The organism is Haemophilus sp. SZY H56, assembly GCF_054332415.1.
The window spans coordinates 71,088-87,243 of sequence record NZ_JBTGNX010000007.1 but is presented as its reverse complement, the minus strand read 5'-3'; the positions used below and the strand labels follow the sequence as shown (position 1 = coordinate 87,243).

General features: G+C 39.3%; 15 protein-coding genes. 12 read left to right on the top strand and 3 right to left on the bottom strand.

Going from position 1 to position 16,156, the window contains the following annotated elements; all coding sequences use genetic code 11:
- Positions 1-49 precede the first annotated feature (49 nt).
- Entirely contained in the window at positions 50-1,480 is a 1,431-nt protein-coding gene (hldE, locus tag ACXVWP_RS06945) for a bifunctional D-glycero-beta-D-manno-heptose-7-phosphate kinase/D-glycero-beta-D-manno-heptose 1-phosphate adenylyltransferase HldE (protein ID WP_289901952.1), read from the top strand.
- A 53-nt stretch (positions 1,481-1,533) separates the two neighbouring features.
- Here the strand turns inward: hldE and ACXVWP_RS06940 are convergent, their stop codons facing one another.
- Both ACXVWP_RS06940 and ACXVWP_RS06935 read right to left on the bottom strand, forming a co-directional pair.
- Entirely contained in the window at positions 1,534-3,522 is a 1,989-nt protein-coding gene (locus ACXVWP_RS06940; RefSeq protein ID WP_297567710.1) for a TonB-dependent receptor plug domain-containing protein, read from the bottom strand.
- Positions 3,491-4,006, bottom strand: coding sequence for a hypothetical protein (locus ACXVWP_RS06935; protein WP_289901950.1), 516 nt, complete (start codon positions 4,004-4,006; stop codon positions 3,491-3,493). Before ACXVWP_RS06935 ends, ACXVWP_RS06940 begins: the two co-directional genes overlap by 32 nt.
- 145 nt (positions 4,007-4,151) lie before the next feature.
- On the opposite strand from ACXVWP_RS06935, the gene ACXVWP_RS06930 reads away from it, so the two are divergent.
- From ACXVWP_RS06930 to rpsO, 9 genes are all read left to right on the top strand, one after another.
- Entirely contained in the window at positions 4,152-5,150 is a 999-nt protein-coding gene (locus ACXVWP_RS06930) for an iron ABC transporter substrate-binding protein (protein WP_289901949.1), read from the top strand.
- 2 nt (positions 5,151-5,152) lie between these two features.
- Positions 5,153-6,166 (top strand): FecCD family ABC transporter permease, encoded by a 1,014-nt coding sequence (locus ACXVWP_RS06925; protein WP_289901948.1) that lies wholly within the window; start codon positions 5,153-5,155, stop codon positions 6,164-6,166.
- Positions 6,163-6,912 carry an ABC transporter ATP-binding protein gene (locus ACXVWP_RS06920; RefSeq protein ID WP_289901947.1) on the top strand — a complete coding sequence of 250 codons (750 nt, stop codon included), beginning with the start codon at positions 6,163-6,165 and terminating at the stop codon, positions 6,910-6,912. Before ACXVWP_RS06925 ends, ACXVWP_RS06920 begins: the two co-directional genes overlap by 4 nt.
- A 9-nt stretch (positions 6,913-6,921) precedes the next feature.
- Complete coding sequence (gene modD, locus ACXVWP_RS06915) at positions 6,922-7,767, top strand: ModD protein (protein ID WP_289901946.1); 846 nt, start codon at positions 6,922-6,924, stop codon at positions 7,765-7,767.
- A gap of 89 nt (positions 7,768-7,856) precedes the next feature.
- A complete protein-coding gene (locus ACXVWP_RS06910; RefSeq protein ID WP_289901945.1) occupies positions 7,857-8,897 on the top strand; it encodes an ABC transporter substrate-binding protein in 1,041 nt (346 codons plus the stop codon).
- Complete coding sequence (locus tag ACXVWP_RS06905) at positions 8,887-9,900, top strand: FecCD family ABC transporter permease (protein WP_289901944.1); 1,014 nt, start codon at positions 8,887-8,889, stop codon at positions 9,898-9,900. The genes ACXVWP_RS06910 and ACXVWP_RS06905 overlap by 11 nt, the downstream gene beginning before the upstream one ends.
- Positions 9,893-10,669 (top strand): ABC transporter ATP-binding protein, encoded by a 777-nt coding sequence (locus ACXVWP_RS06900; RefSeq protein WP_289901943.1) that lies wholly within the window; start codon positions 9,893-9,895, stop codon positions 10,667-10,669. The genes ACXVWP_RS06905 and ACXVWP_RS06900 overlap by 8 nt, the downstream gene beginning before the upstream one ends.
- The gene (locus tag ACXVWP_RS06895) at positions 10,662-11,378 is read left to right on the top strand and encodes a substrate-binding domain-containing protein (RefSeq protein WP_289901942.1); all 717 of its coding nucleotides are present in this window, start codon (positions 10,662-10,664) and stop codon (positions 11,376-11,378) included. The genes ACXVWP_RS06900 and ACXVWP_RS06895 overlap by 8 nt, the downstream gene beginning before the upstream one ends.
- A gap of 132 nt (positions 11,379-11,510) precedes the next feature.
- Positions 11,511-11,780: a 30S ribosomal protein S15 gene (rpsO, locus tag ACXVWP_RS06890; RefSeq protein WP_005628925.1), complete on the top strand. Its 270-nt coding sequence runs from the start codon at positions 11,511-11,513 to the stop codon at positions 11,778-11,780.
- Between the two features lie 113 nt (positions 11,781-11,893).
- Here rpsO and prlC read toward each other — a convergent pair whose 3' ends face one another.
- Positions 11,894-13,933 (bottom strand): oligopeptidase A, encoded by a 2,040-nt coding sequence (prlC, locus tag ACXVWP_RS06885; RefSeq protein WP_289901941.1) that lies wholly within the window; start codon positions 13,931-13,933, stop codon positions 11,894-11,896.
- A gap of 230 nt (positions 13,934-14,163) precedes the next feature.
- Here prlC and ACXVWP_RS06880 point away from each other — a divergent pair, with 230 nt between their 5' ends.
- Together ACXVWP_RS06880 and ACXVWP_RS06875 are read left to right on the top strand one after the other, a co-directional pair.
- The gene (locus ACXVWP_RS06880) at positions 14,164-14,526 is read left to right on the top strand and encodes a YbaN family protein (RefSeq protein ID WP_049357633.1); all 363 of its coding nucleotides are present in this window, start codon (positions 14,164-14,166) and stop codon (positions 14,524-14,526) included.
- Positions 14,519-16,084 (top strand): peptide ABC transporter substrate-binding protein, encoded by a 1,566-nt coding sequence (locus tag ACXVWP_RS06875; protein WP_297567705.1) that lies wholly within the window; start codon positions 14,519-14,521, stop codon positions 16,082-16,084. The genes ACXVWP_RS06880 and ACXVWP_RS06875 overlap by 8 nt, the downstream gene beginning before the upstream one ends.
- Positions 16,085-16,156 lie beyond the last annotated feature (72 nt).

Here is a 16,156-nt window from a genome sequence, read left to right as displayed (position 1 = left end):
GTGGTAAAATTGCACCAAATTTTTATTATTCCAACAGAGAGATTTCAAAATGGCTCAATATTCTGCCAATTTTAATCAAGCGAAAGTATTAGTGTTAGGCGATGTGATGCTTGACCGTTACTGGTTTGGTGCGACTAATCGTATTTCACCGGAAGCACCAGTTCCTGTGGTTCGTGTACAAGATAATGAAGAGCGTGCAGGTGGTGCAGCAAACGTGGCAATGAATATTGCTTCTCTTAATGTACCTGTGCAAATTTTGGGATTAATTGGTCAAGATGAAACAGGTGCAGCCTTAACCAATTTATTACAACATCAAAAAATTGATTGTAATTTTGTGGCATTGGATACTCACCCAACCATTACGAAATTACGTATTTTGTCTCGTCATCAACAATTACTACGCTTGGACTTTGAAGAAGATTTCCAAAACGTGGAATGTAATGAGTTGCTTGCGAAATTAGAAACGGAAGTGAAAAACTTTGGTGCGCTAGTGCTTTCTGATTACGGTAAAGGTACATTAAAAGATGTGCAAAAGATGATCCAAATTGCACGTAAAGCAAACGTACCCGTGTTAATCGATCCAAAAGGTACAGATTTTGAGCGTTATCGTGGTGCGACTTTACTGACACCAAATATGTCAGAGTTTGAAGCGGTGGTAGGTAAGTGTGATTCTGAAGAAGAGATCATTGAGAAAGGTTTAAAATTAATTTCAGACATCGAATTGACCGCACTTTTAGTGACGCGCTCTGAAAAAGGCATGACATTACTTCGTCCAAATCAAGAACCGTTCCATTTACCAACCGTTGCAAAAGAAGTGTTTGATGTAACGGGGGCGGGCGATACCGTAATCAGTGTCTTAGCAACCGCACTTGCAGACGGTCTTTCTTTTGAAGAATCTTGCTACTTAGCCAATGTGGCGGCAGGTATTGTGGTTGGTAAATTGGGTACATCAACGGTTTCTACTGTGGAATTAGAGAATGCAATCCATGGACGTTCTGAAACAGGCTTCGGTATTATGTCAGAAAGCCAATTAAAAACTGCAGTATCTCATGCTAAAGCGCGCGGTGAGAAAATTGTGATGACAAACGGTTGTTTTGATATTCTTCATCCAGGTCATGTGTCTTATTTAGAAAATGCTCGCAAACTTGGCGATCGCTTAATTGTTGCCGTGAATACGGATGATTCAGTCAAACGCTTAAAAGGTGAAAGTCGTCCAATTAACAATCTGAATGCTCGTATGGCAGTATTGGCTGGTTTAGCTTCAGTGGATTGGGTAGTCTCTTTTGATGAAGATACACCACAACGTTTAATCGGTGAGATTTTACCGGATTTATTGGTAAAAGGCGGCGATTACAAACCAGAAGAGATTGCAGGCAGTAAAGAAGTGTGGGCGAACGGCGGTGATGTTCGTGTATTGAATTTCGAAAATGGCTGTTCAACTACAAACGTGATTGAGAAAATCAAAGCGCTGAAAGATTAATGGCTTTATAAAAACGACGGGCAACCTGTTTTACAAGTTGCCCGTTTTTTATTTTAGAATTTATATCGGATATTGCCGAAATAAATGCGTCCTTCTTCTGGGTAGCCAGCTTGATAGTAGTAGTTTTTATCAAAGAGGTTCGATACACCCGCTTCTAAACTTAACCCTGAAACAGGTTCATAGATCAATTTCGCATTGCTATTTCCAAAACCAGAGAGTTTCACGGTTTCACCACCATCTAAATAATAACGGCCATGTTCCGCTTCTTGTCTCACATAAAGTGAAAGATTTGGTAGCATTTTCCAATCAACAAATGCAAAGAATTTATGTTTTGGCACATTTTTCACAATGATATCTTGGGTTTTATTTTTTGCATGGGTATAGGTGTAGTTTGCCCCTAACGTTAAATTATCCGTTGCAAAAAGATTAACGGCCAGTTCAACGCCTTTAAACGCTTCTTTGCCCACATTTTGGTACTGATTGAGCTTTTTGCTAATTGCGACTTCTTCAATCGCATCTTTTACTTCAGAGTAGAACAGTGCGCTATCCACTCTTAACCAATCGCCAAAGGTATGCATATAGCTTGCTTCGTAGTGGTAGGCAGTTTCTGGGCTTAAAAACGGATTCGGTTCAGTACGTCCAAATCGGCGAGAATAACGTTCTTTCATTGTGGCAAAGCGTGTTTTCTTCGCAAAACTCAGCGCAAATTCATCATGTTCAGTGAAATGATGGGCTAGTTTGATTTGGTAATTAAAGGCATGTTTATTACCGATATCAAACGGACAAATCGCATTTTTTTGATGAGTTGATGCACATTGTTTTTCAAATTTCTCTGCACGGTTTGAATCGCGTTTGTCGTAGCTGATACCTGTAATCAGAGAGGTTTTCTCATTAAAACGATGAGTATTTTCTAAACCAAAGCTGTAGGTACGATCTTTATCTACTGCGGTAGGTTCATCATCATTATGTTCGCGATGAACGTCATATTTAATGAGGGTAGAGAATTTTAAGCGATCTTTTGAGGTTAAATCGCCACCTAAATCGAAGCCTGCACCGTAGGAGTAATCACGGTAATAGCTATTAAAGCTCGATTTTTTCTTTTGAGTACTGAATGTAGCGTCATCAAAAGCACGTAGGTCATTTTTAAAGGTATCGTAAAATGCTTTCGTATTTAGCGTGATATTGTGGGCGCCAAATTCAGTATGGGAAAGGAAATAGATACTGTCTTTATCCCACATCGGCCAGCGCCAATAGCGTTCAAAACTATCAGATCCAGAATAGAAAGGTGATTCTTTGGTGCCTTTTTGTGTGGAGAACGCAAGCGCGTATTCATCATGCTCATTTGGTGTATAAGCGACTTTCAAACTTAGTTTTTTATCACGTTGTTTAGAATTTTCTGCTCGGCCACCATCATCCCCTTTGGGATTGATTTGTTGATAATAATGAGAAAGTTGTAAGCCTTGTTTTTCAACAAAAGAACCACTTATTTGCGCATAAAATAATTCTTGTTTAGTCCCTAGATTAAAATCAGTTTTATTGGTTGTTGTACCACCACTCTTACCATGTGAAAAACCATAGCCAATAGAACCTTCGAAAGGTTTAGTTGGTTTTTGGGAAATTAAATTCACTGCTCCACCCATGGTATTTGCGCCATAAAGCACAGAGCTTGCGCCTTTAGAAATATCAATACGAGATAAATCAAAGGTGGTAAAACGACCTAAGTCCATTTCGCCATCATAAGGGACATAAACAGGAATACCATCAATAAATACGGGTACGCGGCGAGCATTAAAACCACGTACTAATAAGTTGTATTCGTTGCGTGCGCCCCCATGTTCGACAAACACACCTGGTGTGCTTTTTGCTACATCAGACACACGATCTTGGTTGTTTTTTTGTAATTCAGCTTGATCAATACGCGCGGTGCTGAGATCACTCGCTTTTTCACCGATGACTTCAATTTGACCAAGAGTAAATACATTCTCGGCATAAGCAGGCAAGCAAGCCAAACTAATGGCGATGCAAAGTAGTTTCTTTTCCATTGGAACATCCTTTTAGGTTGGGGTTGAAACGTAACTTCAATGCAATAGTGATCGCGGCGAAAATTTTCTCATCATTATGGGGGAAATTTTCTCGTAAAGTGCGGTTAGAATCGCTGAAGTTTATTTTTCCGTTAGCTAATTCAGTGAGTAAAATCGAAGGGGTAAGTTGAAGTTGCTCCGCAATTTGTAGAATTGAAAAGTGCTCAAACGTCATGATCAAACGGTCTAAATTGCAATAGGTGGGATAGCGACTATGTGTCACTAAATCGTTAAATTGTTGAACAATTTTGACCGCTTTATTTTTACGATTGAAGACGTGTAAAGCCACACCCAAAATAAACAGTAAAGCAGAACCTAAATGCAACTGAAAGATGCCTTGAATGGGCCACTGGAAGTAAATCCCTAAGCCGCTGAACAATATCCCTGCTAATCCTGCAATGAGTATGCAAAGCAAGCAAAACTTATAAATCACATCCCATTTCATTTTTTCACCTTTAGCTATGAATAATAAATATTATATAATTGAAAATATAACGATGTTATTCTAACAAAATTTATCTGTTATGTTAAAAAATATATAGCGTTAAAATTAAGTTGTATCAGTTGAATGGCTAAAAGAGGGAGAAAACATGAAAAAATGGATAACCATTGTACTTTCAGTCTGTGTAGGAACCGCAGCATTAGCAACCGAGGAAGTATCTTATTTGGCAGGGGAATTGCCTCAGCCTGCTAAAATTGAAAAAGTATTAAGTGCGGGCAATCCAGCCGATGTATTATTGCTTTCAAGTGCACCGAATAAATTGCTTGGATTGGCAGGATTTAATATGGAAAAACGCGGAAAACTGTTTCCTGCAGTGCAACAAACTTTACCAACCTTAGGGAAAATAGCTGGAAAAGGCAGCACGCTCTCGCCAGAGAAAATTGTGGCATTACAACCGAATTTAATTATTGATGTGGGTAATGTTACGCCAAACTATATCGATCAAGCAAAGCGCACCTTTGAGCAAACGGGCGTGCCTTATTTATTGTTAGATGGCAAACTCAGCGAAACACCGACTACCTTACGTTATTTAGGCAAAGTATTAGGGGTAGAGAACTTAACTAAACCTCAGGCTAAGTATGCGGAAGAAACGCTTAAACAAGCGGTCGAAAACGCCTCTAAATTTACCAAAACCTTCTATTTAGCTCGTAGTGCAGATGGCTTACAAACAGGACAAAAAGGCTCCATTCATACGGAAGCCATTGAAATAGTCGGTTTAAAAAACGTGGTGGAAGGCGATCATAAAGGGCTCACACAGGTTTCGATGGAGCAGCTTTTATTATGGAATCCTGATGTGATTTTTAGCCAATATCCTGAGTTTTTGCAAACCTTAAAAGATAATCCGCAATGGCAACAATTAAGTGCGGTCAAAAATGGACAAGTTTTTTTAATTCCGAATAATCCATTTGGTTGGTTAGATTCGCCACCTAGTGTAAACCGCTTGCTTGGAGTACGTTGGGTCTCTCATTTAGTCAGCGGTAAACCTATTGCTGAATTTGCAAAAGAAGTACAAACGTTTTATCACTTGTTCTATCAGATTGAATTAACCGCAGAAAAAGCGGCTCAATTGCTACATGATGTGAAATAGCTATGCCGTATATTGTTCAGCGTAACCCGAAAGTATTTTTCACTTCGTTGGTGATTTTGTTAGTCGGCACCATTTTGCTCTCGTTGAATGTGGGGAAATTTCCGATTTCGACATTTCAACTTGCACAGGCTATTCGATGTGTCTTTGAAACCGAATGTCAAACACCATCTTCCGTTGAAACCGTGCTTTGGCATATTCGCACACCACGTATTTTAGTGGCGTGTTTAGTGGGAGCTGCGCTGGCTGCAGCTGGTGCGACTTATCAGGGGATGTTTAAAAATCCGTTGGTTTCTCCCGATATCTTAGGTGTTTCAAGCGGTGCAGGACTAGGTGCATCACTGGCAATTTTCTACAATTTACCGATGTTTTATGTGCAGCTTTTTGCCTTTACTGGCGGTATCTTGGCGGTGCTGTGTGTTTCTATGGTCGCATCACGAAGCCGTAATCAAGATCCAATTTTAGTTTTAGTACTTTCAGGGATTGCTATCGGTTCATTACTTGGCGCAGGTATTTCACTGTTAAAAATTTTAGCTGATCCTTTTACTCAGCTACCTTCCATTACTTTTTGGCTCTTAGGCAGTTTTACCGCGGTTGGTGTGAAAGAATTAAGTCAACTTGCCCCAATTTTAATCTTCGGTATTTTGCCGCTTTTCTTATTACGTTGGCGATTAAATCTACTTGCCTTAGAAGAAGATGAAGCCAAAAGCCTTGGCATTCCTATTCAACGCACGCGCTATATTTTGATTATTTTCACTACGCTTTGTACAGCAAGTGCAGTCTCAATTACAGGCATTATTGGCTGGGTTGGCTTGCTCGTGCCTCATATTGCTCGATTATTAGTGGGGGCTAATTTCATTTTATTACTTCCAACATCGTTGTTGCTCGGCGCGAGCTTTTTACTTCTCACGGATACACTTGCTCGCACAGTTGCGAGCATTGAACTCCCAATAGGGATTTTAACCTCCGCTTGTGGCGCACCGTTTTTCCTCTATTTATTGTTGAGAGGGCGAAAATGAATTTAATTGAAACCCAACAGCTCACCATTGGCTATGGCAATAAACCGTTGTTAGACAAAATCAATTTTGCTTTAAAACCTCAGCAAATTTGCTGTTTACTTGGCGCCAATGGGGCAGGGAAAAGTACTTTCTTAAAAACCTTGTTAGGCTTGCAACCTGCACTAAATGGGCAAATTTTTTTTCAAAATAGACCGCTTGCTACATATTCTGCCGCTGAATTAGCACGTGAAATCGCTTATGTACCACAAGCACATGCTCAACTTTTTCCTTTTCTTGTGCAAGATATGGTATTGATGGGGCGTTCTGCTTATTTGAAATGGTATCAAACGCCGAAAGCTGAAGATAGAGATCTTGCCCTTTCTGCCTTAGACGAATTACAAATCACACATCTTGCCAAACGTTATTATCACGAACTCAGCGGTGGAGAAAAGCAACTAGTACTCATTGCACGAGCTATCGCTCAACAGGCGAAATTGTTGATTATGGACGAACCGACAGCCAGTCTTGATTTCGGTAATCAAATTCGGGTGCTAGAAAAAATTAAGCAATTACAGCATCAAAATATAGCCTTATTGATTACCACGCATAACCCTCAACAATCGGTCTATTTAGCCGAGAATATTGCTATGCTCGATCAAGAATTTGGTTTCCAACAAGGTGAGAAAAGTGAATTAATGACGCTTGAAAACCTCGCCAAAATTTACCGCACTTCAGTTCAGGAATTGCAAAAACATCTCAACATTTAAGGATAAACTATGATTTATTTCTCAGACAAAGAACTCGATGATCTTTTATTAGAAGATATTTGTCGCGGAGATTTAACCACGCGCGCATTAGGGGTGGAAAAAGTCCCAGCAAAAATTGAATTCAAACGTAAAAATACCGGTGTAGTGGCAGGGATTTCGGTAGCAGAACGATTACTGAAAAAATTAGACATTACTCCACAGATTTATGTGAATGAAGGGGAATCCGTTGAAGCAGGTGCAGTGTTGCTAAGTGCGGTCGATTCTGCGGACAAATTACAGCAGGCATGGAAAGTAGTGCAGCTTGTATTGGAATGGTCTTGTGGCATGGCACAATACACGGCGGAGATGATTAGTAATGCCAAAGCCATTAACCCGAATGCGGTGGTAGCTTGTACCCGTAAAAGTATTCCAAATACCCGAAAACTGGCGACCAATGCGGTGCTGGCTGCCGGTGGACATATCCATCGTCAAGGCGTGAGTGAAACTGTATTGGTTTTCACTAACCATCGTAATTTATTGTCTGAGCCGAATAACTGGGTGCATATCGTGGAAACCTTAAAGCGTGAAGCACCAGAAAATAAGATTACTCTTGAAGCAGACAATTTTGCTCAATTCGAACAAATGATTACAGCCTCTCCCGATATTATTCAGCTAGATAAATGGTCGGTTGAAGATGTTAAAACAGCCCAGGATCTCATCAATGCGCAAGGCAAAAATATTACGCTTTCTGTAGCGGGTGGTGTGAATAAAAATAATGTGGCGGATTATGCCAAGCTAGGTATTAATTTGTTTATTACCTCTGCGCCTTATTATGCTGCACCAGAGGATATTAAGGTGGTGATCAGTAAAGCATAGTCGTTTTGCTTAGAACATCTATTGTTTTGTATATATCGCTATATATTTTGTTGTATAATTCAGATCCGTTTTCATTTTAAGGATAATTTATGAAATTTAATCGCTTATTTGCTGCAGCTTTGTTCGGTATTTTCTCTACATCGGCTTTGGCTGATCGCGTTGTAACTGATCAACTAGATCGTCAAGTGACTATTCCTGATCATATTCAGCGTGCTGTAGTATTACAGCATCAAACCCTTAATATTGCCGTGCAATTAGATGCCACTAAACAGATTGTTGGCGTGTTATCAAATTGGAAAAAACAACTGGGGCAAAATTATGTACGTTTAGCACCGGAATTAGAAAAAATGGCCATGCCAGGCGATTTAAATTCGGTGAATATTGAAAGTTTGTTGGAATTAAAACCGGATGTGGTGTTTGTTACCAACTATGCGCCACCGGAAATGATTAAACAAATTGCTGATACAGGTATTCCGGTGATTGCCATTTCTCTACGAACTGGTAGCGATAAAGATAAACTTAATCCAACCTTGGCCGATGAAGATAAAGCTTATAACGAAGGCTTAACTCAAGGTATTGAGTTGATTGCCCAAGTATTTGAAAAAGAACAACAAGGCAAAGAATTAGTTAAAGCGGCATTTGCGAATCGTAAAATGTTAGCCGATCGTTTAGGGGCAATTCCTGCAGATAAACGAGTGCGTACCTATATGGCCAACCCAGATTTAAATACCTATGGTTCGGGTAAATATACTGGTTTAATGTTGGAACATGCAGGTGCTTACAACGTTGCGGCAGCGACAGTGAAAGGCTTTAAACAGGTATCTATGGAAAATGTGCTTGAGTGGAATCCAGCAGTGATTTTGGTACAAGATCGTTATCCTAAAGTGGTGTCACAAATTAAAGAAGATGCAGCTTGGGCTAATATTGATGCAGTGAAAAATAACCAAGTATTTTTAATGCCAGAATATGCGAAAGCTTGGGGTTATCCGATGCCAGAAGCCTTAGCATTAGGCGAAGTTTGGTTAGCAAAATCGCTATATCCGCAAAAATTTCAAGATATCGATTTAGATAAAATGGTGAATGACTACTATTTAAAATTCTATCGTCAACCGTATAACAATGGTAAATAAACATTCTAAATTGATGGGCTTGTTGCTCATTGTCTTGGTCGCTAGCGCCCTGATTTCTTTAGGAATCGGGCGTTATGCTTTATCCTTAGAGCAGATTTTGCAAATTTTAGCGGCAAAATTGACCGCACTTCCTATTGATCCAATCCATCAGCAAGTTATTTTCCAAGTTCGTTTACCGCGTATTTTATCTGCCCTTTGTGTGGGGGCCGGATTAGCCTTAAGCGGCGCCGCATTACAGGGCATTTTTCGTAATCCGTTGGTGGATCCGCATATTATTGGTGTTACCTCAGGTTCAGCATTTGGCGGCACGTTGGCCATTTTTTTTAGTTTGAGTCTGTATGGCTTATTTGCCAGTACGATTTTTTTCGGTTTAAGTACATTAGTTCTCGTTTTTTTGTTTAGCGTAAAGTTTGGTCGAAGAAGTTTACTGATGTTAATTTTAATCGGGATGATTTTAAGTGGGCTGTTTTCTGCATTGGTGAGCTTATTGCAGTACGTTTCCGACACTGAAGAAAAATTACCGAGTATCGTGTTTTGGTTGATGGGCAGTTTCGCTACAGCCAATACAGAAAAATGGCTATTTTTCTTAGTCCCTTTTGTGTGTTGTTCGACTTTATTGCTGAAACTTAGTTGGCGCTTAAATTTGCTCTCCTTAGAGGATAAAGAGGCTAAAGCATTAGGTGTGAAAGTTGGACGATTACGCTGGTTGGTTATTGGTCTTAGCGGAACGTTAGTCGCTTGCCAAGTGGCGATTAGTGGCAGTATCGGTTGGGTTGGGTTGATCATTCCCCATATTAGTCGCATGTTGGTCGGTGCCAATCACCAACGTTTACTGCCTTGTACAATGCTAGTGGGGGCAATTTATATGTTGTGGGTGGACAATGCTGCTCGCGCTTTGACCGATAATGAAATTCCTATCAGCATTTTAACCGCACTTATTGGCGCACCTCTGTTTGGTATATTAGTTTATCGTTTAAAACGAAATGGAGCGATGCGTGACTGATTTGATTAAAGTAAGTGAGCTTGCATTTGCTTATGAAAAAAATAACCTGCTTTTTCAACATCTCAATTTTGCTTTACAGGCAGGAGAGATTCTTGCTATTTTAGGACAAAATGGTTGTGGCAAAAGTACCTTGTTAGATCTGTTACTTGGCATTCATCGCCCCTTACAAGGTAATATTCAGCTGAATAACTCAATTGGTTTTGTCCCGCAATTTTTCAGTGCACCTTTTGCCTATTCGGTATTGGATATTGTGCTAATGGGGCGTTCAAACCATATTGCCATCTTTAGTAAGCCCAAACCCAAAGATATTGAAGTAGCATTACAAGCGTTAGCCGATTTACAGTTACAGCATTTAGCAGGGCAAGATTTTGCTTCACTTTCAGGAGGGCAGCGCCAGTTGATCTTGATTGCGCGTGCCATTGCATCCGAATGTCGTTTAATGCTGTTGGATGAACCAACTTCAGCACTTGATTTAGCCAATCAGGATGCGGTGTTATCACTTTTAAGACAATTAACGAAAAAGCGCGGCTTTGGAATTATTTTCACCACGCATCAACCTAACCATGCACAAGCTATTGCGGATAAAACACTTTTGATCAATCGAGATTTTATTCGCTTTGGGCAAACGGATGAAATATTAACTTCTGAAAATCTGACTGCACTCTTTCATTTACCCATGATTGTTGAACAATCGCAATATCAACAGCAACAGTTTAGCCATTTTGTGCCAGTTTATGAGGTGTTGTTAGAAGGAAAGAGATATGAATAAACTCACTATTTATAGCGCAGGAAGCTTTCGATATGCCTTATTGGAAATTACTGGTGCATTTAAGCAATGTAATGAAGTAGAAATTGAATGCATATTTGGTCCCGCTGGTTTATTGAAAACACGCATAATGGAAGGGGAGTTAGCTGATGTTTTTATTAGTGCGAATTCAGAAAATGTATCGGCACTAGGGAGTCGAGTTTTTCAGCAGCAGGTGCTCACTTATAATCAACTTATGCTGACAACAAAAAATAAGCCAAAATTTCAGCGAGATACTCTAGATTTACTTTTGGATTCGAAATATCGCTTGGCAACCTCAACGCCTATTTGTGATCCTTGTGGCGATTATACTTGGCAGCTTTTTGACCTCATTGAAAAAGATTATCCAGAACAAGGTAAAAGGTTAAAATCGAAGGCATTGAAATTGGTTGGAGGAACAGAAAATCAAGTTGTTATACCACCAGGTGAAATGGCTTCACATTATCTCTTGAAAAACGATTATGCGGATATGATGTTGGGCTATGCGCATTACCAGACAAGATTAGAAAATGCGGGGATGCTTTGTCATACATTACCATCTAAATATGATATTCGCGCAGAGTATGTCCTTGCTATGCTGAATGATACCGAATTGACGCAACGATTTTATCAATTTTTATTGAGCAAGCATGCGCAAGAGATTATTCGTAAGAATGGATTTAAAAATGATTAAACATTTAGGGGGAACAGCGTAATAATTCCTTGCTTTTATTGGCTTCAATCGTTAAAATTCAGGTTCCTTGTCATCGCTGAGTTAGAGATCGGCGAATGATGTATTAATAACACTACCTTTTAGGAGTAAAAAATGTCTCTAAGTACTGAAAAAAAAGCAGCAATCGTTGCTGAATTTGGTCGCGATGCGAAAGATACTGGTTCTTCTGAAGTTCAAATCGCATTATTAACTGCACAAATCAACCACTTACAAGCTCACTTCGCTGAGCACAAAAAAGACCACCATGGTCGTCGTGGTTTATTACGTATGGTTTCTCGTCGTCGTAAACTTTTAGACTACTTAAAACGTACTGATCTTGCTTTATACCAAAGCACTATCGCTCGTTTAGGTTTACGTCGCTAATTTTTATTACGATAGTAAAAATAAAAGCCTTCGGATTACCGAGGGCTTTTTTATTTTCTACATATTAGAAAAATAAAAAACGGCCAAAAATTTGACCGCTCTTTTTTAGTTCATTAGTTTGCAATGCCTTTATGGCGAAGTAATGCATCTAATTGAGGTTCACGTCCACGGAAACGTTTGAATAATACCATTGGTTCTTCAGAGCCGCCGCGAGTGAGAATTTCATCTAAGAAGGATTTACCCGTAACTGGATTGAAAATCCCTTCTTCTTCAAAACGAGAGAAGGCATCAGCAGATAGCACTTCAGCCCATAAATAGCTGTAATAACCGGCCGCATAACCGCCCGCAAAAATATGGCTAAAGCTATGTGGCGCTCTTGCCCATTCAACACCTTTAATCACGGCAACTTTATCTTTCACAGCTTTTAAGGTATTAAGCACTTGATTAGCTTTACCCACTTCAAAAGTATGATGAAGAGTAAAATCAAACAAGCCAAATTCAAGCTGACGTAACACAAACATCGCTGCTTGGTAGTTTTTCGCTTTGAGAAGTTGATTTAATTTTTCTTCTGGCAATGGCTCGTGCGTTTCAAAGTGACCCGAAATAAAATCAAGCGCTTCTTTTTCCCAACACCAGTTTTCCATAAATTGACTTGGAAGCTCTACCGCATCCCAAGGTACACCATTGATACCCGCAACATCCGGCACATCAACTTTGGTGAGCATATGGTGAATACCATGACCAAACTCGTGGAATAGAGTCGTGACTTCATCATGGGTGAATAGCGCAGGTTTATCCCCAATAGGCGCATTGAAGTTACACGTTAAATAGGCAACCGGTTTTTGAATTGAACCATCGGCATTGCGTTTTCTACCAATACAATCATCCATCCATGCGCCGCCACGTTTATTTTCGCGTGCATAAAGATCGAGATAGAAACTGCCGCGTACTTCATCGGTTTCATCAATTAAATCAAAGAAACGTACATCTTTGTGCCAAGTATCTACGCCAAAACGTTCAACTGCACGAATATTAAAAATACGTTTAATTAATTCAAATAAGCCCGAAATAACGCGATCTTCAGGGAAATAAGGACGAAGTTCTTCATCATTGATCGCATATAAATGTTGTTTTTGTTTTTCAGAATAGAAACTGATATCCCAAGGGGCGAGTTCAGTGACGCCAAATTCTTTTTCACAATAAGCTTTGAGTTCAGCTAATTCTTTCTCACCTTGTGCTTTTGAATGAGCTGCAAGGTTATTTAAGAAATCTAACACTTGTTGTGGGTTTTCTGCCATTTTGGTGGCAAGTGAGCGTTCAGTATAGGTATTGAATCCTAATAATTTAGCTAGTTCCACACGTAACGTCATGATTTCTTCAATGATCGCCGTATTATCCCATTTACCGGCATTTGGACCTTGATCAGAAGCGCGAGTCGCATAAGCACGATACATTTCTTCGCGTAATGCTGCATTTTCACAATAGGTCATGATTGGCAAATAACTTGGGATTTCTAACGTAAAGCGATAGCCTTTCAAGCCTTTACTTTCGGCAGATTGTTTTGCCGCAAGTAATGCGGATTCAGGAAGACCCGCTAATTCACTTTCATCTTCAATGACTTTTTCCCAGCCCATGGTGGCATCGAGTACATTATTACTAAATTGTGAACTTAATTCAGATAAGCGAGCAACAATCTCACCATAACGCTTTTGTTTTTCTTCGGATAAACCGATACCTGAAAGCTCAAAATCACGTAGTGCATTTTCAATGGTTTTCTTTTGTGCGACGGAGTAAGTCGCAAATTCAGGGCTATTCTTTAAGGCTAAATAAGCGTTGTATAAGCCTTTGTGTTGGCCTACCCAAGTGCTGTATTCAGAGAGTAGTGGTAAGCAGGCTTGGTACGCATCACGTAATTCAGGGCTGTTTTTAACTGAATTTAAATGGGAGATCGGTGACCAAGCACGACTTAAGTGCTCGCCTGCTTCAGAAAGCGGTTCAATAAAGTTTTCCCAAGTAAAGTGCGGTTGTTTTAGAACTTGTTCAATGGCTTGACGATTTTCTTCGATGAGTTTTTGGATTGCCGGTTGAATATGCTCCGGTTTGATTTGAGAAAACGGAGGTAAGCCTTCAATATGAAGTAATGGATTAGACATAAATATTCCTTTTGCTAATAGTTTCTTTAGTAAATTGCGACAAATTCTATAATATCAAGGTTGAAAAATCTAAAAAATCAGTGATAATTGCGTATCACTTTTATTTAGGGTTTATGATGGACGGCACTTCCTTTTTTTCTATTATCATTTTTTCTGGCATCATTGCTCTTGCGATCGTTATAGGTGTTGTTTCACTTAAGTTTTTCTCAAAGACTTCTTTAACCAAAGTCATGTATATTGTTCTTGGTTGCATTTCTTTAATATTAGGTGTTATTGGTATTTTTTTACCTATTCTTCCAACCACACCTTTTTTACTGCTTACACTTTATTCTTTTGCGAAAGGTTCTTCTCGTTTAGAACAATGGTTTTTAGGCACTAAGCTTTATCAAAAACACCTAAAATCCTTTAATGAACGTCGTGCATTGACGAAAAAAGCAAAAATTTCTATTCTAACGTTTTCAACCACAATGCTTTTAATTGGCTTTTATTTTACCCCAAGCGTTGTGGGTCGAACGATCATTGCCATTTTAATTGCGGTAAAATATTGGTTCTTTTTCTTTTGGATTAAAACAGAAGACGTTGAAAATGGATAATTCTTTCCTGACTTGGCTTAAAAGTGCGGTTATTTTCGGTGTCGTTTTTGGATTGAGTGGCTGTGATAAATTAAACAGCCAGAAATCGATAAACACAGAAACGGATGAGCAACCAACACAAAGCCAGTCTATCAAACAAGAGAATACTTCAAAATCGAATCGTACATTACTGACTCGGGCGTTTACTCATCCCCCTTCTTTTGAGCCTTGGTTTGTTCGTTATCCAGAACAAGAGAGCTTATTGCGTGATTTGTATGAAGGCTTAACGGCTTATGATCCAGAGGGAAAAATCGTGCCGGGTATCGCAGAACGTTGGCAAACGAAAGATAATAAAACCTGGATTTTTACCTTGCGTGAAGGGCTTCGTTGGTCAAATGGTGATCCTTTAGTCGCCCAAGATATCATGCTTTCTTGGCAAGCACTGTCTCAATCAAATAGTCCTTTAAGATCCTATTTAGCTTATCTCAATTTAAAAAATGCGAAAGGCGTTTTAGAGAAAAATAAACCTTTTAAGAGTTTAGGAATTTATGCGGAAAATGACCGCACTTTACGTATTGAACTGGATAAAGCCACGCCTTATTTACCGGAAATGGTGGCACATATTAGTCTTGTGCCTCAATATAAAAATCCAAATGTAGTTGCAGTAACAAATGGCGCCTATATGTTGCAAAGTGAAAACCAACAAGGTATACATTTGATTAAAAACCTCTATTATTGGCAGAAAAATAATGTCGCTTTTGAGCGGGTAGAATATTTGCCTTTTATCGCCACTAAATTATCTGACTTTGATGTGGTGGTTGATGTACCAGAAGTGCACGCGGACCTTCAACATTTTCCACAGCTTTGCAGTTATTTTTATGAATTTAATCTCAACGATCCTAAAGTTGCTAAGGCCGATGTGCGTAAGGCGATTGCTTCGTTGGTCTCTGTCACCAATATCGTGAATAATGAGATTCCTGTGGCAATTCCGAGTTCGTATTTTTTACCGAAAGCCATGTTAAATGGACAAGATTCAAGATGGGAGCCCGTTGTTGCAGAGCAGTTATTAGCCCAAAATAAAATTAATGAAAGACATCCGCTACACTTAAATGTGCTTTATGATGAGACGCCATTGCATGTAAATATCGCGCAACGTTTAGTCGGGCAATTAACGCAATCAGATATGTTGCGTGTGGATGCACAACCAGTCAGTTGGCAAACATTACAGGCTAAACGTCAAAAAGGTGATTTCCAAGTCATTCGTTCTGGTTGGTGTGCGGATTTTAATCATCCGATGGCATTCTTGAGTTTGTTCTATTCTAAAAGTCCTGATAATAAAAATGGCTATGCCAATGCGGAATATGACCAACTTTTTGAGCAAGCATTGAAAAGTTTAAATGAAAAAGAGCGGTCAGAAATTTACTTAAAATTAAGTGAGAAGATTCAACAGGAAAACCTTGCTTTACCGCTTTTCCAATACACTACGCCAGTTTATCTTTCTCCAACTATTATGGGGGCGAAGAAAAATCCAGTAGGCGTCATTTACAGTAAGGATCTATGGCGAAAAGTTGAAAACTAAAGCTGATTAAGAAAGTTGTTCATGATGTGGTGAACAACTTTTTTTATTAAATTTAATAAAAGTGTAGAGTGA

Bases quoted from the DNA above. Each gene is read 5' to 3' on its own strand.
- modD (WP_289901946.1), top strand. From the start codon at position 6,922: ATGATTTATTTCTCAGACAAAGAACTCGATGATCTTTTATTAGAAGAT.
- ACXVWP_RS06940 (WP_297567710.1), bottom strand. From the start codon at position 3,522: ATGGAAAAGAAACTACTTTGCATCGCCATTAGTTTGGCTTGCTTGCCT.
- ACXVWP_RS06925 (WP_289901948.1), top strand. From the start codon at position 5,153: ATGCCGTATATTGTTCAGCGTAACCCGAAAGTATTTTTCACTTCGTTG.
- ACXVWP_RS06910 (WP_289901945.1), top strand. From the start codon at position 7,857: ATGAAATTTAATCGCTTATTTGCTGCAGCTTTGTTCGGTATTTTCTCT.
- ACXVWP_RS06935 (WP_289901950.1), bottom strand. From the start codon at position 4,006: ATGAAATGGGATGTGATTTATAAGTTTTGCTTGCTTTGCATACTCATT.
- ACXVWP_RS06895 (WP_289901942.1), top strand. From the start codon at position 10,662: ATGAATAAACTCACTATTTATAGCGCAGGAAGCTTTCGATATGCCTTA.
- ACXVWP_RS06880 (WP_049357633.1), top strand. From the start codon at position 14,164: ATGTATATTGTTCTTGGTTGCATTTCTTTAATATTAGGTGTTATTGGT.
- prlC (WP_289901941.1), bottom strand. From the start codon at position 13,933: ATGTCTAATCCATTACTTCATATTGAAGGCTTACCTCCGTTTTCTCAA.
- ACXVWP_RS06920 (WP_289901947.1), top strand. From the start codon at position 6,163: ATGAATTTAATTGAAACCCAACAGCTCACCATTGGCTATGGCAATAAA.
- ACXVWP_RS06875 (WP_297567705.1), top strand. From the start codon at position 14,519: ATGGATAATTCTTTCCTGACTTGGCTTAAAAGTGCGGTTATTTTCGGT.
- ACXVWP_RS06905 (WP_289901944.1), top strand. From the start codon at position 8,887: ATGGTAAATAAACATTCTAAATTGATGGGCTTGTTGCTCATTGTCTTG.
- ACXVWP_RS06930 (WP_289901949.1), top strand. From the start codon at position 4,152: ATGAAAAAATGGATAACCATTGTACTTTCAGTCTGTGTAGGAACCGCA.
- hldE (WP_289901952.1), top strand. From the start codon at position 50: ATGGCTCAATATTCTGCCAATTTTAATCAAGCGAAAGTATTAGTGTTA.
- rpsO (WP_005628925.1), top strand. From the start codon at position 11,511: ATGTCTCTAAGTACTGAAAAAAAAGCAGCAATCGTTGCTGAATTTGGT.